Source organism: Pseudomonas putida, from assembly GCF_025905425.1.
Taxonomy (GTDB): Bacteria; Pseudomonadota; Gammaproteobacteria; order Pseudomonadales; family Pseudomonadaceae; genus Aquipseudomonas; species Aquipseudomonas putida_AF.
In genome coordinates this window covers 924,360-947,762 of record NZ_CP109603.1, presented here as the reverse complement: position 1 = coordinate 947,762, position 23,403 = coordinate 924,360, and the positions used below count along the sequence as shown (strand labels likewise).

At 63.4% G+C, this 23,403-nt stretch carries 25 protein-coding genes; 19 read left to right on the top strand and 6 right to left on the bottom strand.

All coding sequences use genetic code 11. The annotated features are described in order from the left end of the window. Positions 1 to 101 precede the first annotated feature (101 nt). On the top strand, positions 102 to 632 hold the full coding sequence (locus OGV19_RS04360) for an RNA polymerase factor sigma-70 (RefSeq protein WP_201207791.1): 531 nt from the start codon (positions 102 to 104) through the stop codon (positions 630 to 632). A gap of 41 nt (positions 633 to 673) precedes the next feature. Here the strand turns inward: OGV19_RS04360 and OGV19_RS04355 are convergent, their stop codons facing one another. Then, positions 674 to 1,687, bottom strand: coding sequence for a GNAT family N-acetyltransferase (locus tag OGV19_RS04355; protein WP_264312290.1), 1,014 nt, complete (start codon positions 1,685 to 1,687; stop codon positions 674 to 676). 62 nt (positions 1,688 to 1,749) lie between these two features. After that, positions 1,750 to 2,550 (bottom strand): substrate-binding periplasmic protein, encoded by an 801-nt coding sequence (locus OGV19_RS04350; RefSeq protein ID WP_264312289.1) that lies wholly within the window; start codon positions 2,548 to 2,550, stop codon positions 1,750 to 1,752. 171 nt (positions 2,551 to 2,721) lie between these two features. Between OGV19_RS04350 and OGV19_RS04345 the strand changes: the two genes are divergently transcribed. Together OGV19_RS04345 and OGV19_RS04340 are read left to right on the top strand one after the other, a co-directional pair. Then, positions 2,722 to 3,273 (top strand): 3'-5' exonuclease, encoded by a 552-nt coding sequence (locus tag OGV19_RS04345; protein ID WP_264312288.1) that lies wholly within the window; start codon positions 2,722 to 2,724, stop codon positions 3,271 to 3,273. 75 nt (positions 3,274 to 3,348) lie between these two features. Next, on the top strand, positions 3,349 to 3,633 hold the full coding sequence (locus OGV19_RS04340) for a pyrimidine/purine nucleoside phosphorylase (protein WP_043203870.1): 285 nt from the start codon (positions 3,349 to 3,351) through the stop codon (positions 3,631 to 3,633). A gap of 52 nt (positions 3,634 to 3,685) precedes the next feature. Here the strand turns inward: OGV19_RS04340 and OGV19_RS04335 are convergent, their stop codons facing one another. After that, a complete protein-coding gene (locus OGV19_RS04335; protein WP_264312287.1) occupies positions 3,686 to 4,378 on the bottom strand; it encodes an alpha/beta family hydrolase in 693 nt (230 codons plus the stop codon). A gap of 49 nt (positions 4,379 to 4,427) precedes the next feature. On the opposite strand from OGV19_RS04335, the gene ccoN (OGV19_RS04330) reads away from it, so the two are divergent. The 16 genes from ccoN (OGV19_RS04330) to OGV19_RS04255 all read left to right on the top strand — a co-directional run bounded on the left by ccoN (OGV19_RS04330) (position 4,428) and on the right by OGV19_RS04255 (position 20,076). Continuing rightward, entirely contained in the window at positions 4,428 to 5,852 is a 1,425-nt protein-coding gene (ccoN, locus tag OGV19_RS04330) for a cytochrome-c oxidase, cbb3-type subunit I (RefSeq protein ID WP_264312286.1), read from the top strand. A 13-nt stretch (positions 5,853 to 5,865) separates the two neighbouring features. Beyond that, positions 5,866 to 6,474 carry a cytochrome-c oxidase, cbb3-type subunit II gene (gene ccoO, locus OGV19_RS04325; protein ID WP_033699340.1) on the top strand — a complete coding sequence of 203 codons (609 nt, stop codon included), beginning with the start codon at positions 5,866 to 5,868 and terminating at the stop codon, positions 6,472 to 6,474. 5 nt (positions 6,475 to 6,479) lie between these two features. Continuing rightward, on the top strand, positions 6,480 to 6,674 hold the full coding sequence (locus OGV19_RS04320) for a cbb3-type cytochrome oxidase subunit 3 (protein ID WP_264312285.1): 195 nt from the start codon (positions 6,480 to 6,482) through the stop codon (positions 6,672 to 6,674). Next, entirely contained in the window at positions 6,671 to 7,612 is a 942-nt protein-coding gene (ccoP, locus tag OGV19_RS04315) for a cytochrome-c oxidase, cbb3-type subunit III (protein WP_264312284.1), read from the top strand. The genes OGV19_RS04320 and ccoP (OGV19_RS04315) overlap by 4 nt, the downstream gene beginning before the upstream one ends. A gap of 470 nt (positions 7,613 to 8,082) precedes the next feature. Beyond that, entirely contained in the window at positions 8,083 to 9,525 is a 1,443-nt protein-coding gene (gene ccoN, locus OGV19_RS04310) for a cytochrome-c oxidase, cbb3-type subunit I (RefSeq protein WP_264312283.1), read from the top strand. Continuing rightward, positions 9,525 to 10,133, top strand: coding sequence for a cytochrome-c oxidase, cbb3-type subunit II (gene ccoO, locus OGV19_RS04305; RefSeq protein ID WP_264312282.1), 609 nt, complete (start codon positions 9,525 to 9,527; stop codon positions 10,131 to 10,133). Before ccoN (OGV19_RS04310) ends, ccoO (OGV19_RS04305) begins: the two co-directional genes overlap by 1 nt. Before the next feature lie 5 nt (positions 10,134 to 10,138). Continuing rightward, a complete protein-coding gene (locus OGV19_RS04300; protein ID WP_033699345.1) occupies positions 10,139 to 10,336 on the top strand; it encodes a CcoQ/FixQ family Cbb3-type cytochrome c oxidase assembly chaperone in 198 nt (65 codons plus the stop codon). Further along, positions 10,333 to 11,310 carry a cytochrome-c oxidase, cbb3-type subunit III gene (ccoP, locus tag OGV19_RS04295; protein WP_264312281.1) on the top strand — a complete coding sequence of 326 codons (978 nt, stop codon included), beginning with the start codon at positions 10,333 to 10,335 and terminating at the stop codon, positions 11,308 to 11,310. The genes OGV19_RS04300 and ccoP (OGV19_RS04295) overlap by 4 nt, the downstream gene beginning before the upstream one ends. Positions 11,311 to 11,608: 298 nt before the next feature. After that, positions 11,609 to 13,024, top strand: coding sequence for a cytochrome c oxidase accessory protein CcoG (gene ccoG / locus OGV19_RS04290; protein ID WP_264312280.1), 1,416 nt, complete (start codon positions 11,609 to 11,611; stop codon positions 13,022 to 13,024). A gap of 15 nt (positions 13,025 to 13,039) precedes the next feature. Next, positions 13,040 to 13,567, top strand: coding sequence for a FixH family protein (locus tag OGV19_RS04285; protein ID WP_264312279.1), 528 nt, complete (start codon positions 13,040 to 13,042; stop codon positions 13,565 to 13,567). Between the two features lie 147 nt (positions 13,568 to 13,714). After that, complete coding sequence (locus OGV19_RS04280; RefSeq protein ID WP_264312278.1) at positions 13,715 to 16,159, top strand: heavy metal translocating P-type ATPase; 2,445 nt, start codon at positions 13,715 to 13,717, stop codon at positions 16,157 to 16,159. A gap of 13 nt (positions 16,160 to 16,172) precedes the next feature. Next, complete coding sequence (gene ccoS, locus OGV19_RS04275; RefSeq protein ID WP_264312277.1) at positions 16,173 to 16,388, top strand: cbb3-type cytochrome oxidase assembly protein CcoS; 216 nt, start codon at positions 16,173 to 16,175, stop codon at positions 16,386 to 16,388. Further along, positions 16,381 to 17,064: a sulfite exporter TauE/SafE family protein gene (locus tag OGV19_RS04270; RefSeq protein ID WP_264312276.1), complete on the top strand. Its 684-nt coding sequence runs from the start codon at positions 16,381 to 16,383 to the stop codon at positions 17,062 to 17,064. The genes ccoS and OGV19_RS04270 overlap by 8 nt, the downstream gene beginning before the upstream one ends. Positions 17,065 to 17,170: 106 nt before the next feature. Continuing rightward, complete coding sequence (gene hemN / locus OGV19_RS04265; RefSeq protein WP_264312275.1) at positions 17,171 to 18,553, top strand: oxygen-independent coproporphyrinogen III oxidase; 1,383 nt, start codon at positions 17,171 to 17,173, stop codon at positions 18,551 to 18,553. A gap of 186 nt (positions 18,554 to 18,739) precedes the next feature. Then, positions 18,740 to 19,474, top strand: a complete 735-nt coding sequence (gene fnrA / locus OGV19_RS04260) for a Crp/Fnr family transcriptional regulator FnrA (RefSeq protein ID WP_027592933.1) — start codon at positions 18,740 to 18,742, stop codon at positions 19,472 to 19,474. A 53-nt stretch (positions 19,475 to 19,527) separates the two neighbouring features. Beyond that, entirely contained in the window at positions 19,528 to 20,076 is a 549-nt protein-coding gene (locus OGV19_RS04255; protein WP_264312274.1) for an adenine phosphoribosyltransferase, read from the top strand. A gap of 143 nt (positions 20,077 to 20,219) precedes the next feature. Here the strand turns inward: OGV19_RS04255 and recR are convergent, their stop codons facing one another. From recR to dnaX, 3 genes are all read right to left on the bottom strand, one after another. Further along, the gene (recR, locus tag OGV19_RS04250; protein ID WP_264312273.1) at positions 20,220 to 20,822 is read right to left on the bottom strand and encodes a recombination mediator RecR; all 603 of its coding nucleotides are present in this window, start codon (positions 20,820 to 20,822) and stop codon (positions 20,220 to 20,222) included. Positions 20,823 to 20,910: 88 nt separating this feature from the next. Next, positions 20,911 to 21,246, bottom strand: a complete 336-nt coding sequence (locus OGV19_RS04245) for a YbaB/EbfC family nucleoid-associated protein (protein WP_008093501.1) — start codon at positions 21,244 to 21,246, stop codon at positions 20,911 to 20,913. Between the two features lie 64 nt (positions 21,247 to 21,310). Continuing rightward, on the bottom strand, positions 21,311 to 23,380 hold the full coding sequence (gene dnaX, locus OGV19_RS04240) for a DNA polymerase III subunit gamma/tau (protein ID WP_264312272.1): 2,070 nt from the start codon (positions 23,378 to 23,380) through the stop codon (positions 21,311 to 21,313). Between the last annotated feature and the right edge of the window lie 23 nt (positions 23,381 to 23,403).

Sequence of the window (23,403 nt, the reverse complement as noted above, 5' to 3'; positions counted from 1 at the left end):
CGTATTTGACAATCATTATCATTCTGAATAGCTTGTCGCACGTCTCAGGAAGCTTCCCAACCTTGGGTGCCTCCCTTCCTCTCTGTGACAAGGTGATTTCCATGGCGGAACAACTATCCACAAGTAAGTGCGATTCACCATTACTCCAGGCCTTCGTCGACAATCGCAGCATTCTGGTCAAGATTGCTGCGCGCATCACCGGTTGCCGCTCACGCGCGGAAGACGTGGTGCAGGATGCATTCTTCCGGCTCAGTGCCGCCCCGCAGATCACCTCGTCATTCAAGGCGCAGCTGAGCTACCTGTTCCAGATCGTGCGCAACCTGGCCATCGACCACTACCGCAAGCAGGCGATGGAGCTGAAGTACTCCGGCAGCGAGGAGGAAGGCCTGAATGTGGTCATCCAGAACGCCTCGCCCGAAGCCACGCACATCAACCTGGCCGCCCTCGATGACATCGCCGAAGCATTGAACGAGCTGCCACAGCGCACCCGTTATGCGTTCGAGATGTACCGTTTGCATGGCGTGCCGCAAAAGGACATCGCCAAAGAACTGGGCGTATCGCCGACCTTGGTCAACTTCATGATCCGCGATGCCCTGGTGCACTGCCGCAAGACGGCCAATCGCCAGGCTTGAATGTTTGAATTAGCTGGGGGCGCGATGCGCCCCCAACACCCTCAGGCCAACGTGCACCGATCGAAAAACCGCTCCCGCCCCAGAATCATCAGCGCCGCGCGCTTGTGCGGGAAATCGAACTCTTTTTCGCAATGGAAGCACTGGTCGTGCATGTAGCCGATCATCTTGCCGTTGTCCGCACGCGGCTCGGCCACCACCCGCTGGGTGCGCGGGTCATCGAGGAACAGGTAGTGCACCAGCGCCGATAGCCAGCTGGCCACCTTGTGCGGCCCACGGTGCGCCTCCTCCCCCACCAGCATGTGAATGCCCCGGTCGTAATCATCGGCCGCATAAAACGGCGCAATACGGTCCTCTTTCGCCCAGTACGCCTCGAAGTAGGCAAACGGCTCGTCGTCGAAACAGCCAATCAGCGTGAGGGTATGCGGGTCGGCTTCGAGCTTTGCCAGGTATTCGCGGTGCTGCTGCAACGCGCCGCTCTCCTGCCAGAACGCATCGACTCGCGGGTTGTTCTGCCAGCGGTTGAAACGTTCCAGGTCCTGGTCAATCTCCAGAGTGCGCAGCGAAACCCAGCTACCCAGGCGCGCATCGAAGCGCCGATACACTTCGCCACGGGGCTTGGGCGCCCGGCGCGGGTGGCGCTTGCCGTTGCTGATCTGCATCTGTTGCGGGTACACCCCGGTGACCGACTCGCCGAGCCAAGGCTGGGGCAACTGCCAGAACAGCGCACGTTCGCACAGGTACACGCCAGGCTGCTCGCCTTGCAGCAACAGGCCACTGACCAGGGCTTGCGCCGGCACCTCGGGCAGGTGCCAGGCCAGGCGCTGGCAGGCGACATCACGCGAAAGCAGCCAGTAACAGGCGGCCCACAACGCCAGGTAAGGGCGCTCTGGGCAAAGGCTTTGCACCTGCACCTCCAGGGTCGCGCCCTGGGCCAGGCGCAGCTGGATCAGTGGGCGCCCTTCAAGGGTCAGGCTCAGCCAGCTGTCGCCCTCATCGGCGCTGAGGTTGCGCCAGCGTGGCGGTGACAGTGGCTGCGAAGCGGCATCGAACGGCATGGTCTTGGCTCACGAAAATGAAGAGAAGGCTCACCCCTGAAACGTTGCCGCGACCCCGGAATTTAGTCGCGCGGCACCTGCACCGTGATCCGGTAAGGCTGGAAGATACGCGTCAGCTCGCCGTTCTCGCGCAGGGCACGCAACAGGGCCGCGAACGATTGCTCGCCAATGGGCGCACCGGGGCGCAGCAAGGCGTAGTGGTGATAGACCTGGTCGATTCGCTGCGAGGCGACCAACTGCGCCTGGCTGTCCGGGTTGCGGTCCAGAAAGTCGCTCAGGTAGGAGCGCGTGACCAGGGCGATGTCGGCGCGGTCTGCCTGCACCATCAGCAGGTTGCTGTCGTGGGAGTAGGTCAGCGTCGCATTGAAGGCCTTGCGCAGGTAGTCCGGGTCGGAGTTGAAACGGGCGAAGGCGTAGTGGTAGCCGTTGAACAGCGCCAGTCGCTTGCCGCGCAGGTCATCGAAGTAGTGCGGGTCACGGCCATTGGCCTTGCTGGCAACGAACACCTCGGCGTCTTCCAGGCCCATGTCCACCGTCTGATGGGCAATCTGCTGCCAGCCCCACTGCGGGTTCTCGAAGATCGCCATGTCGGTGCGACCCTGCTGAAAATCACCAAAGCGCCGCTGAATCGACGTGGGTACCAGGACAAAGTGGTAGCCCTGCTGGAAGCGGTTCAGGGCTTGGACCAGTTGCGGCAACAGGCCGGTGTCGGCCCCCTGTTCAGGGCGCACGGTGTAGGGTGGGAAATGCGCGGCACCGATCTTCACTTCGATCGCGTCGGCAGCCCAGCCCGGTATCGCCAGCCACAGCGCGGCCAGCATCAGCAAAGTGGGCAAGGCCTTTAAGCCGGGCGCTGGAGTCAAGACAGACACTCATCACGGTTCGTACCTGGTTGCGCCTAAGCTAGGCGTTTTCCTGGCAGGGCACAACTGCTGGTCGCTGGTCTTTACGCCAAAGCAGGCGGCAAAATGCCAGGGGGTGCCGTAAGGCCAGACTTTGGCTACGCTCTAGCAGGATCTGCAAGGGAGCCTGGTATGGGCCATTGGTTGGTGATCGACCTGGAAGCCACCACCGACGATGGTGGATGGCCGGTCACAGAGATGGAAATCATTGAAATCGGCGCAAGCCTGGTGACCCGCGAAGGCCGCGAAGTCGACCACTTCCAGCGCTTCGTACGGCCCCGGCGGCGGCCACAGCTGACGCCGTTCTGCCGTGAACTGACGCACATCAGCCAGGCCAGCGTTGACAGCGCCGCCGCCTTCCCTGAGGTGTGGGCACGGTTCGAACGCTGGCTGGGGCACCACCGCGGGCAGTTGCAGGCGTGGGTCAGCTGGGGGGACTACGACCGTCAGCAACTGGTGCAGGAATGGCAGCAGCACGGGCTCGACAGCCTGCTGCGCAACGTGCCGCACATCAACCTCAAGCAGCGCTTCGCCAAAGCCCGCCACCTGCAGCGGCCGACCGGCCTCAATGGCGCCTTGCAGCTGGCCGGCATGCACTTTTGCGGGCAGCAGCACAGGGCCCTGGAAGATGCGCGCAACACGGCCCGGTTGTTGCCCTTGAGCCTGCCAGCCAACGGCACCTGAAAGCAGATGACGACGGGGATGGCCTTGGGCATACTGGCCAGCCCTTTTTCATCCCCCTCTTTTCAGGAGTCGCCCATGTTCCAGGTCAACGAGTACTTCAACGGCACCGTCAAGTCGATCGCTTTCGCGGGCGAAGAAGGTCCGGCCACCGTGGGTGTGATGGCACCGGGCGAATACGAGTTCGGCACGGCCAAGCGCGAAATCATGCATGTGGTTTCCGGTGCCCTGACCGTCAAGCTGCCAGGTAGCGACAACTGGGAAACCTTCAAGGCCGGCGACAAGTTCAATGTGGCCGCTGACAGCAAGTTCCAGCTGAAGGTAGCGGTGGACACTGCTTATCTGTGCGAGTACCGCGACTAAGCGCTGGGCTGCACCGGCCTCTTCGCGGGCTTGCCCCGCGAAGAGGCCAGCACTATTTCGACAAGAACCCCGCCACTTTCTCAGCCGCCGCCTGCAAATGCTGCGCATGGCTGAACCCCGAAGCCTTCAACGGCTTCAAGTCATGATCCCCCGTCACTAGCCAGCTCACCTCGATCGCCGGTGACAGCGCATACCCCGCCACGGCCTCACGATTACCCAGCGCATCACGCTCGCCTTGCACAATCAGCGTCGGCGTCTTGAGCCCCGCCAGGTGCTCGACCCTGGGCTTTTCCGGCTTGCCCACCGCATAGAACGGATACCCCAGGCACACCAGTGCATCAGCGCCCAGCTCGTCCGCCACCAGGCTGGCCATGCGCCCGCCCATGGACTTGCCGCCAATGGCCAACGTCCCCGTGACCAATGGTCGCACCTGCCGGTACACCTCGCGCCAGCAATCCAGTAGCACCTTCTGCGGATTGGGCGGCCGCTTGCCGCCGTTTACCCTGCGCTCGGCCATGTACGGGAACTCGAAGCGAATCACCCCTACCCCAAGCGCCGCAAGCCTTTGCGCCATCTCGTTCATGAACTCGCTGTCCATCGGCGCACCGGCGCCATGGGCCAGGATCAAGCAGCCGTTGGCGCCGCCATCGCCTTGAATTTGCGCAAGATCGCAGCGCAAGCCTGGGACATTTCCGACCTTCGCCCATTGATCCCCGTCAATACCGGCACTTTGCCCATTAATCATGCTTGCCTCGCTATATAGCCTGCCAATAACCGTGGATGGGAACCCATACATGAACACAACCAGCAGTACCGCCTACAACTACAAGGTGGTCCGCCAATTCGCCATCATGACGGTGGTGTGGGGAATCGTCGGGATGGGGCTCGGCGTCTTCATCGCCGCCCAGCTCGCCTGGCCGTCCCTCAACTTCGACCTCCCCTGGACCAGCTTCGGCCGCCTGCGCCCCCTGCATACCAATGCGGTGATCTTCGCGTTCGGCGGCTGTGCGCTGTTCGCCACCTCGTATTATTCGGTGCAACGTACCTGCCAGACCACCCTGTTCTCACCCAAACTGGCCGCGTTCACCTTCTGGGGCTGGCAACTGGTGATTCTGCTCGCGGCCATCAGCCTGCCGCTGGGCTACACCAGCTCCAAGGAATACGCCGAGCTGGAATGGCCGATCGACATCCTGATCACCATTGTCTGGGTCTGCTACGCCATCGTGTTCTTCGGCACACTGATGAAGCGCAACACCAAGCATATCTACGTGGGTAACTGGTTCTTCGGGGCCTTCATCCTGACCGTGGCCATGCTGCACATCATCAACAACCTGGAGCTGCCGGTCAGCCTGACCAAGTCGTACTCGGTCTATGCGGGCGCCACCGATGCCATGGTCCAGTGGTGGTATGGCCACAACGCGGTGGGCTTCTTCCTGACCGCAGGCTTCCTGGGGATGATGTACTACTACGTGCCCAAGCAGGCCGAGCGGCCGGTGTATTCCTATCGCCTGTCGATCGTTCACTTCTGGGCGCTGATCACCCTGTACATCTGGGCCGGCCCGCACCACCTGCACTACACCGCGCTGCCTGACTGGGCGCAGTCGCTGGGCATGGTGATGTCGCTGATCCTGCTGGCACCGAGCTGGGGCGGCATGATCAACGGCATGATGACCCTCTCCGGCGCCTGGCATAAGTTGCGCAGCGACCCGATCCTGCGCTTCCTCGTGGTGTCGCTGGCGTTCTACGGCATGTCCACCTTCGAAGGCCCGATGATGGCCATCAAGACGGTCAACGCCCTGTCGCACTACACCGACTGGACCATCGGCCACGTCCACGCCGGCGCCCTTGGCTGGGTGGCGATGATCTCGATCGGCGCGCTGTACCACACCATCCCGCAAGTGTTCGGCAAAGCGCGCATGTACAGCATCGGCCTGATCAACGCGCACTTCTGGCTGGCGACCATCGGCACCGTGCTGTACATCGCCTCGATGTGGGTCAACGGCATCGCCCAGGGCCTGATGTGGCGCGCGATCAACAGCGACGGCACGCTCACCTACTCGTTCGTCGAAACCCTGGTGGCCAGCCACCCTGGCTTCGTCGTGCGCTTCGTCGGTGGTGCGATCTTCCTCAGCGGCATGTTCCTGATGGCCTGGAACACCTGGCGGACCGTGCGCTCGCCAGCCCTTGATGCCGCCCCTGTGAACGCCCAGCTGGCGTGAGGAGACCTGCCTGATGAAACATGAAGTCATCGAGAAAAACATCGGCCTGATGGCCCTGCTGATGGTGTTTGCCGTGAGCATCGGCGGCCTGACCCAGATCGTCCCGCTGTTCTTCCAGGACGTCACCAACAAGCCGGTCGAAGGCATGAAGCCCTACACCGCGCTGCAACTGGAAGGCCGTGATATCTACATCCGCGAAGGCTGCGTAGGCTGCCACTCGCAGATGATCCGCCCGTTCCGTGCCGAGACCGAACGCTACGGCCACTACTCGGTGGCCGGCGAGAGCGTGTGGGACCACCCGTTCCTGTGGGGCTCCAAACGCACCGGCCCGGACCTGGCCCGTGTCGGTGGCCGCTACTCCGACGACTGGCACCGCGCGCACCTGTACAACCCGCGCAACGTGGTGCCCGAGTCGAAGATGCCGTCCTACCCGTGGCTGGTCGCCGAACAGGTCGACAACAGCCACACCGAAACCAAGATGCGCACCCTGCGTACCCTCGGCGTGCCGTACACCGACGAGGACATTGCCGGTGCCCGCGACGCCGTCAAGGGCAAGACCGAGATGGACGCGCTGGTCGCCTACCTGCAGGTGCTCGGCACCGCGATCAAAAACAAGAGGTGAGTGCGATGGAAATAGACATCGGCATGATCCGCGGCCTGGGCACCCTGGTGGTGATGATCGCCTTCATCGGCCTCTCGCTCTGGGTATTCAACCGCCGCCGCGACCGTGATTTCGCCGAAGCGCGCCTGCTGCCCTTCGTCGACGACCGCCTGCCCGCTGCCGGGCAGGAACCTGCTGCCAAGAGGAGTTCCGGGCAATGACCACCTTCTGGAGTACGTACATCAGCGTACTGACCATCGGCAGTTTGATCGGCCTTACCTGGCTGCTGCTGTCGACCCGCAAGGGCCAGAGTACCGACACCACCGACCAGACCATGGGCCACAGCTTCGATGGCATCGAGGAATACGACAACCCACTGCCCAAGTGGTGGTTCTGGTTGTTCGTCGGCACCTTGGTGTTCTCGGTGGGCTACTTGATCCTGTATCCGGGCCTGGGCAACTGGAAAGGCATCCTGCCGGGCTACGACAACGGCTGGACCGGGGTCAACGAATGGCAGAAGGAAATGGACAAGGCCGACGCCAAGTTCGGCCCGATCTTCGCCAAGTACGCGGCCATGCCTGTAGAAGAAGTGGCCAAGGACCCGCAAGCACTGAAGATGGGCAGCCGCCTGTTCGCCTCCAACTGCTCGGTGTGCCACGGCTCGGACGCCAAAGGCGCCTATGGCTTCCCCAACCTGACCGACAAGGACTGGCGTTGGGGTGGCGAGCCGGAGACCATCAAGGCCTCGATCATGAACGGTCGTCACGGCGTGATGCCGGCCTGGGCCGAGGTGATCGGTGAGCAAGGCGTGGCCGATGTGGCGGCGTTCGTGCTGACCAACCTGGATGGCCGCAGCCTGCCGGAAGGGGTCAAGGCGGACGCTGCCAAGGGCAAGGAAATCTTCGCCGGCAACTGCGTGGCCTGCCACGGGCCTGAAGCCAAGGGCACCCCGGCCATGGGCGCGCCTGACCTGACCCACCCGCAGGCGTTCATCTACGGTTCGAGCTTTGCCCAGCTGCAGCAGACCATTCGTTATGGTCGCCAGGGCCAGATGCCGGCGCAGGCCGAGATCCAGGGCAATGACAAGGTGCACCTGCTGGCGGCTTATGTGTATAGCCTGTCGCACAGTGAGGCCTCTGACGCAGTGACTGCCAAGTAATACCCCCGGGGCCGCTTTGCGGCCCATTCGCGGGCAAGCCCGCTCCCACAGGCTCTGCGCTGCCTTTGAATTCGGCGCTGCCCTGTGGGAGCGGGCTTGCCCGCGAAAGGGCTGCAAAGCAGCCCCCGCGCCCTCCCCCGCCATACCCCTCCCCTTGCACCCCCCCCTAACCGAACTAAGCTTGTTGCCTCAGTGGGCTTCGCTGCCAATTCAGCGAAGCAGACGCGGCGCATAGCCTGGCGCCGTCCGACAAAAAAAGCCTGACCGATCGATCAGAAAAATATGAAAAATGGTACACATTACAAATATTTATTTGTGTACAATCGTTCAGACCCACCACCGCTGGACACAGGTGAACGGGCTTGGACACGGGTCGGCGTACCAAAGTTGCGTTGCGGTAACCCGAGGGGTTATCGATACTGGCGCCGATTTTTCGACCAACAAGAACATCAAAACCGTGGAACCTTAGAATGAGCACAGCAATCAGTCCGACTGCTTATAACTATAAGGTCGTCCGCCAGTTCGCCATCATGACGGTGGTCTGGGGGATCCTTGGCATGGGCCTCGGCGTTTTCATCGCCTCGCAACTGGTATGGCCGCAACTGAACCTGGACCTGCCCTGGACCAGTTTCGGCCGCCTGCGCCCGTTGCACACCAACCTGGTGATCTTCGCCTTTGGCGGCTGTGCGTTGTTCGGCACCAGCTACTACGTGGTGCAGCGCACCTGCCAGACCCGGCTGATCTCCGACAGCATGGCGGCCTTCACCTTCTGGGGTTGGCAAGCGGTGATCGTCGGCGCCCTGATCACCCTGCCGATGGGCTACACCACCACCAAGGAATACGCCGAGCTGGAATGGCCGCTGGCGATCCTCCTGGCCATCGTCTGGGTGACCTACGGGCTGGTGTTCTTCGGCACCATCGTCAAGCGCAAGACCAAGCACATCTACGTCGGCAACTGGTTCTACGGCGCCTTCATCGTGGTCACCGCGATGCTGCACATCGTCAACCACATCTCGCTGCCGGTCAGCCTGTTCAAGTCGTACTCGGCCTACGCCGGTGCCACTGACGCGATGATCCAGTGGTGGTACGGCCACAACGCGGTGGGCTTCTTCCTCACCACCGGCTTTTTGGGGATGATGTACTACTTCGTGCCCAAGCAGGCCGAGCGGCCGATCTACTCGTATCGCTTGTCGATCGTGCACTTCTGGGCGCTGATCACCCTGTACATCTGGGCCGGCCCGCACCACCTGCACTACACCGCACTGCCCGACTGGGCGCAGTCGCTGGGCATGGTGATGTCGATTATCCTCCTGGCGCCAAGCTGGGGCGGCATGATCAACGGCATGATGACCCTGTCCGGTGCCTGGCATAAATTGCGCACCGACCCGATCCTGCGCTTCCTTGTGGTGTCGCTGGCGTTCTACGGCATGTCCACCTTCGAAGGCCCGATGATGGCCATCAAGACCGTGAACTCGCTGTCGCACTACACCGACTGGACCATCGGCCACGTCCACGCCGGCGCCCTGGGCTGGGTGGCGATGATCTCGATTGGTGCGGTGTACCACATGATTCCCAAGCTGTATGGCCGGGCGCAGATGCACAGTGTCGGCCTGATCAACGCGCACTTCTGGCTGGCGACCATTGGCACCGTGCTGTACATCGCCTCGATGTGGGTCAACGGCATTACCCAGGGCCTGATGTGGCGCGCCATCAACGATGACGGCACCCTCACCTACTCCTTCGTCGAAGCCTTGCAAGCCAGCCACCCGGGCTTCATCGTCCGTGCGCTGGGCGGTGCGTTCTTCGCCTCCGGCATGTTGCTGATGGCCTACAACGTGTTCCGCACCGTGCGTGCCGCCAACCCGGTACAGGCCGAGGAAGCCGCCAAGATCGTCGTCGTGGGAGCGCACTGATGAAGCATGAAGCCGTCGAGAAGAACATAGGCCTGCTGGCCTTCTTCATGGTCATCGCCGTCAGCATCGGTGGCCTGACCCAGATCGTCCCGCTGTTTTTCCAGGACGTCACCAACAAACCCGTTGAAGGCATGAAGCCGCGCACCGCGCTGGAACTTGAAGGCCGCGACATCTACATCCGCGAAGGTTGCGTGGGCTGCCATTCGCAGATGATCCGCCCGTTCCGTGCCGAGACCGAGCGCTACGGCCACTACTCGGTCGCCGGTGAAAGCGTGTGGGACCACCCGTTCCTGTGGGGCTCCAAACGCACCGGGCCGGACCTGGCCCGCGTGGGTGGCCGCTACTCCGATGACTGGCACCGTGCGCACCTGTACAACCCGCGCAACGTGGTACCCGAATCGAAGATGCCGTCCTACCCGTGGCTGGTCGAGAACAAGCTCGACGGCAAGGACACCGCGAAGAAGATGGAAGTCCTGCGGACCCTCGGCACACCGTACACCGATGCCGACATCGCCGGCGCGCGTGACGCGGTCAAGGGCAAGACCGAGATGGACGCCATCGTCGCGTACCTGCAGGGTCTTGGCACCATCATCAAAAGCAAACGGTGACGCTGATGGATATCGGGATGATTCGCGGCCTGGGCACCGTCGTGGTGATGGTGGCCTTCGTGGGCCTGGCGCTGTGGGTGTTCAACCCACGGCGCAAGCAGGAGTTCGACGAGGCGACCCGGTTGCCCTTCGCGGATGATCCCGAAGCCACCCGACACGTCGAGCAAGCGCAAGCAAAAGCTTCTGGGAGCAAAAAACAATGACAACCTTCTGGAGTCTGTACGTCACCGTTCTGACCCTGGGCACCATCTTCGCACTGACCTGGCTGCTGCTGTCGACCCGCAAGGGCCAGCGTGAAGAGGTCACCGACGAGACCGTCGGGCATGCCTTCGATGGCATCGAAGAATATGACAACCCACTGCCGAAATGGTGGTTCTGGCTGTTCGTCGGCACCATCATCTTCGCCCTGGGCTACCTGGTGCTGTACCCCGGCCTGGGTAACTGGAAAGGCATCCTGCCGGGCTATTCGTACCTGGATACCGACAAGCAGGCCGAGTTTGCCGACGGCCAGCCGGGCTGGACCGGCGTGCACGAGTGGGAGAAAGAAATGGCCAAGGCCGATGCCCGCTTCGGGCCGATCTTCGCCAAGTTCGCGGCCATGCCCATCGAGGCAGTCGCCCAAGACCCGCAGGCATTGAAGATGGGCGCACGGCTGTTCGCCTCCAACTGCTCGGTGTGCCACGGCTCCGACGCCAAGGGCGCCTACGGCTTCCCCAACCTGACTGACAGCGACTGGCGTTGGGGCGGCGAGCCGGAAACCATCAAGACCACCATCATGGGCGGGCGCCACGGCGTGATGCCGGCCTGGTCCGAGGTGATCGGTGAACAGGGCGTTGCCGATGTCGCGGCCTTTGTGGTCAGCAAGCTCGATGGCCGCACCCTGCCGGAAGGCGTCAAGGCCGATGCCGAGAACGGGCAGAAGATCTTCGCCGCCAACTGTGTGGCCTGCCACGGGCCGGAGGGTAAAGGGACCCCAGCCATGGGCGCGCCAAACCTGACCCATCCGCAGGCGTTCATCTACGGTTCGAGCTTTGCCCAGTTGCAGCAGACCATCCGTTATGGCCGCCAAGGGCAGATGCCGGCGCAGGAACAACTGCAGGGTAATGACAAGGTGCATTTGCTGGCGGCGTATGTGTATAGCCTGTCGCATCAGCAGGAGCCCGCTAAGGCCGAGTAAGCAAGTTCGGCCTCTTCGCGGGGCAAGCCCGCTCCCACAGATAACCCACCCCTAGGTTACCTGTGGGAGCGGGCTTGCCCCGCGAAGAGGCCCGCCAATTCAGCACAAGATGACCTGGATCAATTGACACCCGCCATATCACGATTCACACCACGAACCCAACGCGACTAAAGGTCGCAGTGCAACCCTTGAGCGCCATCACAGGCGTATCATGGGTCGCAGAGCGCTAGCAGATTGCGCGAGACTGCGGCCGGCACGCACTGGCCGCGGCATTTCTCCACTGCCGTGGGACTTGATGATGAGCAAGCAAATTCCGGTACATGACGTCACCCCGCCTGCCAACAAAGGGAAGGATTCCGTCGACCTCTACGCCTCCCGCGAGAAAATCTACACCCGCGCCTTCACAGGCATCTTCCGCCGCCTGCGCATGGTCGGCGGTGCGGTACTGTTCCTGCTGTACTTCGGCACCGTGTGGCTGAACTGGGGCGGTCACCAGGCCGTGTGGTGGAACCTGCCCGAGCGCAAGTTCTACATCTTCGGCGCCACCATCTGGCCCCAGGACTTCATCCTCCTGTCAGGCATTCTCATCGTCGCCGCCTTCGGCCTGTTCTTCGTCACCGTCTATGCCGGCCGGGTGTGGTGCGGCTACACCTGCCCGCAAAGCGTGTGGACGTGGATTTACATGTGGTGCGAAAAAGTCACCGAGGGTGACCGCAACCAGCGCATGAAGCTGGACAAGGCGCCCATGAGCGGCAACAAGTTTTTGCGCAAGTTCGCCAAGCACAGCCTGTGGCTGCTGATCGGCTTCGTCACCGGCATGACCTTCGTCGGCTACTTCTCGCCGATCCGGGAGCTGGCCATCGAATTCTTCACCGGCCAAGCCGATGGCTGGGCCTACTTCTGGGTCGGCTTCTTCACCCTCGCCACCTACGGCAACGCCGGCTGGCTGCGCGAGCAGGTGTGCGTGTACATGTGCCCCTATGCCCGCTTCCAGAGCGTGATGTTCGACAAGGACACGCTAATCGTCTCCTACGACCCGCGCCGTGGCGAAACCCGTGGGCCGCGTAAAAAAGACATCGACTACAAGGCTCAGGGCCTGGGCGACTGCATCGACTGCACCATGTGCGTGCAGGTCTGCCCCACCGGCATCGACATCCGCGACGGCCTGCAGATCGAATGCATCGGCTGCGCCGCCTGCATCGACGCCTGCGACACCATCATGGACAAGATGAACTACCCCAAGGGGTTGATCAGCTACACCACCGAGCACAACCTGTCCGGGCAGAAAACCCACATGCTGCGGCCCCGGCTGATCGGCTACGCACTGGTGCTGCTGGTAATGATAGGCGCCCTGGCCACCGCCTTCGCTACCCGCTCGCTGGTCGGTTTCGACGTCAGCAAAGACCGCGTGCTGTACCGCGAAAACGCCCAGGGCCGGATCGAGAACGTCTACAGCCTCAAGGTCATGAACAAGGACCAGCGCGACCACGTCTACGTGCTCGACGCGGCCGGCCTGCCAGACCTCAAGCTCGAAGGCCAACGCGAAATCCGCGTGGCAGCCGGCGATATCGTCAGCCTGCCTGTGCAACTGTCGATAGCCCCCGAGAAACTGCCATCGACCACCAACGAAATCACCTTCATCCTCAAGAGCGCCGATGACAGCGACGCCCAGGTTGAAGCCAAGAGCCGCTTCATCGGCCCACAGATCCGCTGAGAGAGACTATCGACAATGCCTGCCGCCACCGCCGCCAGCCCTTGGTACAAACACCTCTGGCCCTGGATCATCATCGGCATCCTCACCACCTCGGTGTGCCTGAGCCTGACCATGGTCAGCATTGCCGTGCGCAACCCAGACAACCTGGTCAACGACAACTACTACGAGGCTGGCAAGGGCATCAACCGCTCGCTGGACCGTGAGCTGCTGGCGCAGACTTTGAACCTCAAGGCCAGCGTGCACCTCGACGAGCTCACCGGCGAAGTCGACCTGCGCCTGACCGGCAACAGCGACCCGCAGACGCTTGAGCTGAACCTGATCTCGCCCACCCAGCCAGACAAGGACCGCAAGGTGCTGCTGAGCCGCGCCGAGGCCGGGCGCTATGTCGGGCAATTGGACGACAAGGTCGAAGGGCGGCGTTTCGTCGAGTTGCTGGGCAGCCAGCAAGGGCAGGTGTGGCGGTTGTTCGAGGAAGAGAAGGTGGAGCATGGTGTGACCCTGCAGCTGGGCGATGAAGCGTTGCTAGGCGCAGAACACAAATAGTCGCGACACCACTACCCCTGTGGGGCGGGCTTGCCCGCGAATGCGCCAGACCTGAAAACCGTAATGCCTGACCTATCGCATTCGCGGGCAAGCCCGCTCCCACAGGGTTCGATGCAAACCAGCTGATTTGTGTAAGGCAACAGCCCAATGACCCAACCCACCCCCTGCTACCACTGCGCCCTGCCCGTCCCCGCCGGCAACCGCTTCACCGCCGTGGTCCTCGGCGAGCCCCGGCAGTTCTGTTGCCCGGGTTGCCAGGCGGTGGCCGAGTCGATCGTCGCCGGGGGCCTGGAGCACTACTACCAGCACCGCAGTGATACCAGCGCCAACCCCGAAGCCCTGCCCAGGCAACTGCAGGATGAGCTGGCGCTCTACGACCGCAGCGACGTGCAAGCCACCTTCGTCCGCCACGAAGGCCAATTGGCCGAAGCCACCCTGCTGGTCGAGGGCATCAGTTGCGCCGCCTGCGGCTGGCTGATCGAAAAGCACCTGCGCAACCTGCCCGGGGTCGCCGAAGCCCGCCTGAACCTGTCCAATCATCGCTTGCTGCTGACCTGGGACGACAACCAGCTAGCGCTCTCGCGCCTGCTCGCCGAACTGCGCCAGATCGGCTACGCCGCCCACCCCTACCAACCCGACCAGGCCGCCGAACAGCTGGCCCGGGAGAACCGCAGTGCCTTGCGGCGCCTGGGTGTCGCCGGGTTGCTGTGGTTCCAGGCGATGATGGCGACCATGGCCACCTGGCCAGAATTCAACATCGACCTCTCGCCCGAGCTGCACACCATCCTGCGCTGGGTGGCGCTGTTTCTCACCATCCCGATCGTGTTCTACAGCTGCGCGCCATTCTTCAAAGGCGCGGCGCGCGACCTGCGCACCCGTCACCTGACCATGGACGTCTCGGTCTCGCTGGCGATCGCCCTGGCGTTCGGTGCCGGGATCTGGACCGCGATCAGCGGCAGCGGCGAGCTGTACTTCGATACTGTGGGCATGTTCGCCCTGTTTCTGCTGACCGGCCGCTACCTCGAACGACGCGCCCGCGAGCGCACCGCGGCGGCCACCGCGCAACTGGTCAACCTGCTGCCCGCTTCGTGCCTGCGCCTGGACGTGATCGGCCGCGCCGAGCGCATCCTGCTCAGCGAACTGCAGCGCGGCGACACGGTGCAAGTGCTGCCCGGCGCGGTAATCCCTGCCGATGGGCGCATCGTCGAAGGCCGCTCCAGCGTCGACGAATCACTGCTGACCGGCGAATACCTGCCGCAACCGCGCCGCGTCGGTGATCGGGTCACCGGTGGCACCCTGAACGTCGAAAGCACCTTGAACGTGCACGTCGAAGCCCTCGGCCATGATTCGAAGCTGTCGGCCATCGTCCGCCTGCTGGAACGTGCGCAGACCGAAAAACCGCGCCTGGCCGAAATCGCCGACCGCGCCTCGCAGTGGTTTTTACTGTTCACCTTGGTAGCCGCCGTCGCCATCGGCCTGTGGTGGTGGCACCTGGCCCCGGACCGCGCCTTCTGGATCGTCCTGGCCATGCTGGTGGCAACCTGCCCCTGCGCACTGTCGCTGGCCACCCCTACCGCCCTCACCGCCGCCACCGGCACCCTGCACAAACTCGGCCTGCTGGTGACCCGCGGCCATGTGCTAGAAGGCCTCAACCAGATCGACACCGTCATCTTCGACAAGACCGGCACGCTCACCGAAGGCCGCCTGACCCTGCGCAGCATCCGCCCGCTGGGTGCCTCGGCCGCCGACCGTTGCCTGGCCCTTGCTGCGGCGCTGGAGAATCGCTCCGAACACCCGATCGCACGCGCGTTCGGCCGCACCGCCGCGCCTGCGGACGATGTGCAGACGGTGCCCGGCCTGGGCCTGGAGGGGCAGGTTGACGGCCAGCGCCTGCGCATCGGCCAGGCCACGTTTGTGTGCGCCTTGAGTGGCGCCGAAATCCCCGCCGTGCCAGAGCCGCGCGGCCAATGGCTGCTGCTGGGTGATCGCCAGGGGCCGCTGGCGTGGTTCGGCCTTGATGACCGCCTACGCGATGACGCCCCGGCCCTGCTTGCCGCCTGCAAGGCGCGGGGCTGGCGGACGCTGCTGCTGTCCGGTGACAGCTCGCCGATGGTTGCCGAGGTGGCGGCGCAACTGGGCATCGACCAGGCCATCGGCGGCTTGCGCCCCGACGACAAACTAGACCGACTCAAAGCACTGCAGGCGGCGGGCCGCAAGGTGCTGATGCTGGGCGACGGGGTCAACGACGTGCCGGTGCTGGCGGCCGCCGACATCAGCATCGCCATGGGCAGCGCCACCGACCTGGCCAAGACCAGCGCCGATGCCGTGCTGCTGTCCAACCGCCTGCAAGCACTGGTGCAGGCCTTCGACCTGGCCCGTCGCACGCGCCGCAACATCCTCGAGAACCTGCTGTGGGCGACCCTGTATAATGGCCTCATGTTGCCGTTTGCCGCGCTCGGCTGGATCACCCCCGTGTGGGCCGCCATCGGCATGTCGGTGAGTTCGCTGATCGTGGTCCTCAACGCCCTGCGCCTGACCCGGCTGCCAGGCGCACCAGCCACCGGCAGCCACCCGCAACCCGCCACCGCCTGATCAGGAGCCGCCCATGCCTGCCCTTTATGTCATGATCCCGGCCGCCCTGCTGCTTGTCGGCGTCGCCGTTTACATCTTCTTCTGGGCGGTGGACAGCGGCCAATACGACGACCTCGAAGGCCCCGCCCACAGCATCCTGTTCGACGACCAGGACCCACGCCACCAAGCCGCGGTCAAACCGGACGACGGCAAGGCCGAAGACGACAAGGAACCCCCACCCCGTGCCTGACCTGCTTCCCCTGCTCGGCTCGGCGCTGATCCTCGGCCTGCTCGGTGGCGGCCACTGCCTGGGTATGTGCGGCGGCCTGATGGGCGCGCTGACCCTGGCCATCCCGCCTGAGCAACGCGGCCGGCGCGTGCGGCTGCTATTGGCCTACAACGTCGGGCGCATTCTCAGCTATGCCTGCGCCGGCCTGCTGGTAGGCCTGGCGGGCTGGGCCGTGGCCAGCAGCCCGGCGGCCTTGGCGCTACGGGTGGTGGCCGCCTTGCTATTGATCGCCATGGGGCTGTACCTGGCGGGATGGTGGAGTGGGTTGACCCGTATCGAGGCCCTGGGTCGAGGGTTGTGGCGGCATATCCAGCCAGTGGCCTCGCGCCTGCTGCCGGTATCCAGCCTGCCGCGCGCCTTGTTGCTGGGCGCCTTGTGGGGCTGGCTGCCGTGCGGGCTGGTGTACAGCACATTGCTGTGGGCTGCGAGCCAGGGGAATGCGGGGTATAGCGCGGCGCTGATGCTGGCATTCGGGCTGGGTACCTGGCCGGTTTTGCTGGCCACGGGCTTGGCAGCGGAGCGCGTCAGCAGCCTGTTGCGCCGGCGCAGCGTGCGCATGGCGGGCGGCTTGCTGGTCATCCTGTTTGGCCTGTGGACGTTGCCCGGGCCGCACCAGCATTGGCTGATGGGCCACTGAAGCGGGCTGCAGTGCAGCCCTAATGGCTCTTGATACAAATCAACACAGATTCCTACAGACCGCCATAGACTCCGGACACTGCTCGCTCTATCCGGGGACCGCCCACATGCTCGACGACCTACGTTGGGATACCGACCTGATCCGCCGCTACGACCTGGCCGGACCACGCTACACCTCCTACCCGACCGCCGTGCAACTGCACAGCGAAGTAGGCTCGTTCGACCTGCTCCACGCCCTGCGTGAGAGCCGCCGGGCGGTGCGCCCGCTGTCGCTGTACGTACACGTGCCGTTCTGCGCCAACATCTGCTACTACTGCGCCTGCAACAAAGTCATCACCAAGGACCGCGGCCGCGCCGCGCCCTACCTGCAACGCCTGGAGCAGGAAATCCAGCTGATCGCCTGCCATCTGGACCCTAAACAACGGGTCGAGCAACTGCACTTTGGCGGTGGCACGCCCACCTTCCTCAGCCCCGTGGAACTGCGCCAGCTGATGGCCACCCTGCGCCAGCACTTCAACCTGCTGGACGACGACTCCGGTGACTACGGCATCGAAATCGACCCACGCGAAGCCGACTGGTCGACCATGGGCCTGCTGCGCGAGCTGGGCTTCAACCGTGTCAGCCTGGGCGTGCAGGACCTCGACCCGGCCGTGCAGCGTGCGGTCAACCGCCTGCAGAGCCTGGAACAGACCCGCACCCTGATCGAAGCCGCGCGCACCCTGCAGTTTCGCTCGATCAACCTGGACTTGATCTACGGCCTGCCCAAGCAGACGCCAGAAGGCTTCGCCCGCACCGTCGATGAGGTCATCCGCCTGCAGCCCGATCGCCTGTCGGTGTTCAACTATGCCCACTTGCCGGAGCGTTTCATGCCCCAGCGCCGCATCGACAGCAACGACCTGCCGTCCCCGGCGGCAAAGCTTGAGATGCTGCATGCCACCATCGACCAACTCACCGCCGCCGGCTACCGCTACATCGGCATGGACCACTTTGCCCTGCCCGACGATGAGCTGGCCATGGCCCAGGAAGAAGGCACCCTGCAGCGCAACTTCCAGGGCTACACCACCCACGGCCACTGCGACCTGATCGGCCTGGGGGTGTCTGCCATCAGCCAGATCGGCGACCTCTACTGCCAGAACAGCAGCGACCTCAACACCTACCAGGACAGCCTCTCCAACGCCCAGCTGGCCACCCAGCGCGGCCTGCTGTGCAACCACGACGACCGCCTGCGCCGGGCTGTGATCCAGCAGTTGATCTGCCATTTCGAACTGGACTTCGAACCGATCGAACAGGCCTTCACCATCGATTTTCGCAGCTACTTCAACGACCTCTGGCCAGAACTGCTGACCTTGCAGCGTGATGGCCTGATCAGCCTGGACGACAAGGGCATCCGCATCCTGCCTGCCGGCCGCCTGTTGGCGCGCTCGGTATGCATGGTGTTCGACGCCTACCTGGCGATGCAAAACCGCCAGCGCTTCTCACGGGTCATCTGAACAGCGAGTCGTTCAACCGCATGGACAAGTAGGCTTGTGCGGCACACTATGGGTACACGAAAGGCCTCGGCGCGCACCCGCCGAGGCTTCGCCAGCACGCACCACAATAGCGCACGCTGGCCTACAACCTACGCCGTGAGTTACCCTTACGTCTTATGTGTGCTTTCCCACAAGGATCGATTGAAAATGTCCGAGCCAGTTAAACTGCGCCCACATACCCAGGCCCATTGCAAGGATTGCAGCCTGGCCCCCCTGTGCCTGCCTCTTTCGCTGAACCTGGAAGACATGGAAGCACTGGATGAAATCGTCAAACGTGGCCGGCCGCTGAAGAAAGGCGAGTTCCTGTTCCGCCAGGGTGACAATTTCGGCTCGGTCTATGCAGTACGTTCCGGCGCCCTCAAAACCTTCAGCCTCAGCGACAGCGGCGAAGAGCAGATCACCGGTTTCCACCTGCCCAGCGAACTGGTCGGCCTGTCCGGTATGGACACCGAAGCCTACCCGGTGTCGGCCCAGGCCCAGGAAACCACCTCGGTGTGTGAAATCCCCTTCGAACGCCTCGACGAGCTCTCGGTACAACTGCCGCAGTTGCGCCGTCAACTGATGCGTGTGATGAGCCGCGAGATCCGCGACGACCAGCAGATGATGCTGCTGCTGTCGAAGAAAACCGCCGACGAACGCATTGCCACCTTCCTGGTCAACCTGTCCGCACGCTTCCGCGCCCGCGGCTATTCGGCCAATCAGTTCCGCCTGAGCATGTCGCGCAACGAAATCGGCAATTACCTGGGCTTGGCGGTGGAAACCGTGTCGCGGGTGTTCACCCGCTTCCAGCAAAACGGCCTGATCCGCGCTGAAGGCAAGGAAGTGCATATCCTCGACCCGATTCAGCTGTGCGCGCTGGCCGGCGGTGCAATAGAGGCCTGAGCCTTTGTTAACGGGTATACTGGCGCATACGTTTTCCCAGGATACCCGCAACAATGCATAGCGCAGCCTTCGACCTCAAAGCCCTGATCCGCCCGGTAGTGGACTTCCCCAAACCGGGCGTGATTTTTCGCGACATCACCCCGCTGTTCCAATCCCCGCGCGGGCTGCGCTATGTCGCCGACCAGTTCATCGAGCGTTACGTGGAGGCTGAGTTCAGTCACATTGGCGCCATGGATGCGCGCGGCTTCCTGATCGGCTCGATCATCGCCCACCAGTTGAACAAGCCGCTGATCCTGTTCCGCAAACAGGGGAAGCTGCCGGCTGACGTGCTGAGTGAGGGTTATCAGACCGAGTACGGCGAGGCCTTCCTCGAAGTGCATGCCGACAGCCTGTGCGAAGGCGATTCTGTGTTGATTTTCGATGACCTGATTGCCACTGGCGGCACCTTGCTGGCGGCAGCCAACCTGGTGCGTCGTACCGGGGCTCAGGTATTTGAAGCGGCAGCGATCATTGACCTGCCGGAGCTGGACGGTTCGCGCCGGCTGCAGGCGGCGGGGGTGCCGACCTTTTGCCTGACCGAGTTTTCGCTTAGCGAAAATTGAGTTACATACCGGGGCTGCTTTGCAGCCCATTCGCGGGGCAAGCCCGCTCCCACAGGTTTTGTGCAGGCCTTACAGGCACCGCAGCACCTGTGGGAGCGGGCTTGCCCCGCGAATGGGTCGCAAAGCGGCCCCAATATCTGAAATCAAAGCGAAATCGGCCGGCGCCCGGCAAAGGCATGGACCAGTGTCCCGCCATCCACCAACTCCAGTTCGCCACCCAGCGGCACACCATGGGCAATGCGCGACGCCACCAAACCTTTCTCGTGCAGCAACTGCGCGATGTAATGCGCCGTCGCCTCCCCTTCCACCGTCGGGTTGGTCGCCAGGATCACCTCGGTAAAGGTCCCCTGCTCTTCGATCCGCGCCATCAACTGCGGTACGCCAATCGCCTCAGGCCCCAGCCCGTCGAGCGGCGACAGATGCCCCTTGAGCACAAAGTAGCGGCCGCGATAACCGGTCTGTTCCACCGCATACACATCCACCGGCCCCTCCACCACACACAACTGCGTGTCGTCACGGCGCGTATCAGCGCATTGCGGGCACAGCTCCTGCTCGGTCAAGGTGCGGCACTGGCGGCAATGACCAACCCCTTCCATCGCCTGGGTCAGCGCCTGAGCCAGACGCAGGCCGCCGCTGCGGTCACGTTCGAGCAGCTGCAGGGCCATGCGCTGGGCGGTTTTCTGGCCGACACCCGGCAGGGTGCGCAAAGCATCGATCAGTTGGCGGATCAGGGGGCTGAAGCTCATGTAGGCAGGCCTGCAAGTCGGGGGATCAGAATGAACAAGGGAGCAACGGCCCCAAGGCCGTTGCTCCCCATTTGACGCGAAAGGTGAATCAGAACGGCATTTTGAAGCCTGGCGGCAGCTGCATGCCGGCGGTCATGCCGCCCATTTTTTCCTGGCTGCTCTGCTCGACTTTACGGACCGCATCGTTCAGTGCTGCAGCGATCAGGTCTTCGAGCACTTCCTTGTCGTCTTCATCGGTCGACATCAGGCTTTGATCGATGCTGACGCGCTTCACGTCGTGACGGCCAGTCATCACCACACTCACCAGGCCACCACCGGATTGGCCGGTCACTTCTGCGTTGGCCAGTTCTTCCTGCATCTTGGCCATCTTTTCCTGCATCTGCTGGGCCTGCTTCATCAGGCCAGCCATGCCACCTTTCATCATGGGGGTATACCTCGATTGGGTCATGTGATGCGGCCCGGCGCCGGGCCGGCCGCATGGTTATCCGTTACTGGCCCTGATTGGCCAGGGCCTCTACAGGCTCGATTGTATCCTGTCGCACCTTGGCACCGAACTGCTTGATCATCTGCTGGATCAACGGATCCTGCTCAATCGAAACAACCGCGTCTTGCTGGCGCTCGGCACGCTTGCGCGAGGCCGCCTGGGCCGGCGTTTCCTGTTCAGGGCGAATCAGCTCGATACTCAGGTTAAGGGTGCGCCCCAGGTGCTGATTGAGCGCGTCGTTCAAACGCCGCTGCTGGGTGGCGTTGAACAGCGCGCCTTGGCCAGGGTCCAGGTGCAGCAGCCAGTCGTCGCCGTCGGCGGCAATCAACGTACAGTTTGCCGCGATGTTGCCTGTCATACCGGAGACAGGCAACTGTGGGAATAATTCCAGCCATTGCAGGGCCAGGCCGGTGGCCGGCTGGGCGGCCGGCAGCGGTTCGACGGCCGGTTTGGGCTGCTCTTCCTGGACGTGCTCAGCCAGTTCATCGAGGTAACTGAAACCGACCGGGTCGCTGTCACCCACGTAGTAATCTTCGTCCGCCGGCGGTTCGTCGTCGCGGTCCATACCCGCTGCCGCATAAGCGGACGGGTCGAATGGCGGCTCGTCGTACGCTGGCTGACTGTGCTGCGGCTCGGCAACGGCTGGCTGGGGCGCAGCCACCGGCTCGGGCGTGGCGGCCACCGGCACGGGCGGCGCTACGGGCTCTTCCCAGGGCAGGTCGATGACTTCTTCAACAGGCTCTGGCGCCGGTGCAGCGGTTTCTGCTGGCGCCTCAGCGACGGGTTCTGGCAGGGAAGCGGCAGGCGCCTGCTCGACAGCAGGCGCAGCCGGGGCCGGGGCCTCTACCGCTGGCGCGACAGCCGGCTCGACACGCTCGACCACTGGCGGTTGGGTAGCCACCACCGCAGCTGCCACCGGGTTTGCAGAATCAGCTGTGGCCTGGCTGATCCCCACCGGCTTTAGCACCGGTTTCGGTGCATCGTCGGTGTCGGCCGGGCGGAACGCCAGCATCCGCAGCAGGACCATCTCGAAGCCGCCACGCGGGTCTGGCGCCAGAGGCAGGTCGCGACGGCCGATCAGGCCCATCTGGTAATAGAACTGCACATCCTCGGCCGGTAACGCCGAGGCCAGCGCCAACACCCGGTCGCGGTCGCCCTGGCCGTTGTCCACCGCCTCCGGCAGTGCCTGGGCAATGGCGACACGGTGCAGCACATTGAGCATTTCGGCCAGCACGCCACTCCAGTCCGGCCCTTGCTCGGCAAGGTTGCGCACGGCCTCCAGCAGTGCCCGGGCATCGCCTTCGAGCAGTGCCTGCAGCACACCGTAGACCTGGCCATGATCAAGGCTGCCGAGCATGGCACGCACATCGGCAGCCAGTACCTTGCCCTCACCGAAAGCGATGGCCTGGTCAGTCAGGCTCATGGCATCGCGCATCGAGCCGTCAGCAGCTCGGCCCAGCAACCACAGGGCATCTGGCTCGAACGGCACGCTTTCGGCGGTCAGCACATGGCTGAGGTGCTCGACCACCCGCTCCGGGGTCATGTTTTTCAGCGAGAACTGCAGGCAGCGCGACAGGATGGTCGCCGGCAGCTTCTGCGGGTCGGTGGTGGCAAGGATGAACTTGACGTAGGGTGGCGGCTCTTCCAGCGTCTTGAGCAAGGCGTTGAACGAGTGCGTCGAGAGCATGTGCACTTCGTCGATCAGGTAGACCTTGAAGCGCCCACGGCTCGGGGCATATTGCACGTTATCGAGCAGCTCGCGGGTGTCTTCGACCTTGGTGCGGCTGGCGGCGTCGATCTCGATCAGGTCGACGAAACGGCCCTCGTCGATCTCCCGGCACACCGAACAGGTGCCGCAAGGCGTCGAGGTGATGCCGGTTTCGCAGTTCAGGCATTTGGCGATGATGCGGGCAATGGTAGTCTTGCCCACGCCGCGGGTACCGGTAAACAGGTAGGCATGGTGCAGACGCTGGTTGTCCAAGGCATTGATCAAGGCCTTGAGCACATGGGCCTGGCCGACCATTTCGCGGAACGAGCGCGGACGCCATTTTCGTGCAAGAACCTGATAACTCATCGAAAAACCATCGTAGCCTGATC